The sequence below is a fragment of the Flavobacterium sp. FlaQc-30 genome (assembly GCF_044005885.1).
Lineage (GTDB): Bacteria > Bacteroidota > Bacteroidia > Flavobacteriales > Flavobacteriaceae > Flavobacterium.
In genome coordinates, this window is sequence record NZ_JBIPCO010000062.1 from 1 (window position 1) to 237 (window position 237).

A 237-nucleotide genomic window follows, 5' to 3' on the forward strand; every position below is an offset into this window, starting at 1 on the left:
TTAAATCCTGAGAAGTTGCAGCAATTGCATTGGTATCTTTTTTCCAAGAGTAAGTGTATGTTCCAGTTCCGCCGGTTACAGTCAAATCGATAGCTCCAGTTAATTGTCCAAAACATTTTACATCTGTTTTAGAATTTTCTGTAATGTTTATCGCAGCAGCAGGCTGTCCGATTGTAATTGTTTTAACAGCAGTACATCCGTTAGCATCTGTTACCGTTACTTCGTAAGTTCCAGCGC

The 237-nt window shown here is 39.2% G+C and carries 1 protein-coding gene; it reads right to left on the minus strand.

Annotated elements, in window-relative coordinates; all coding sequences use genetic code 11:
• Window positions 1-237: hypothetical protein (locus ACHRV0_RS21750; protein ID WP_395442539.1), on the minus strand; the 237-nt coding region annotated here is incomplete at both ends.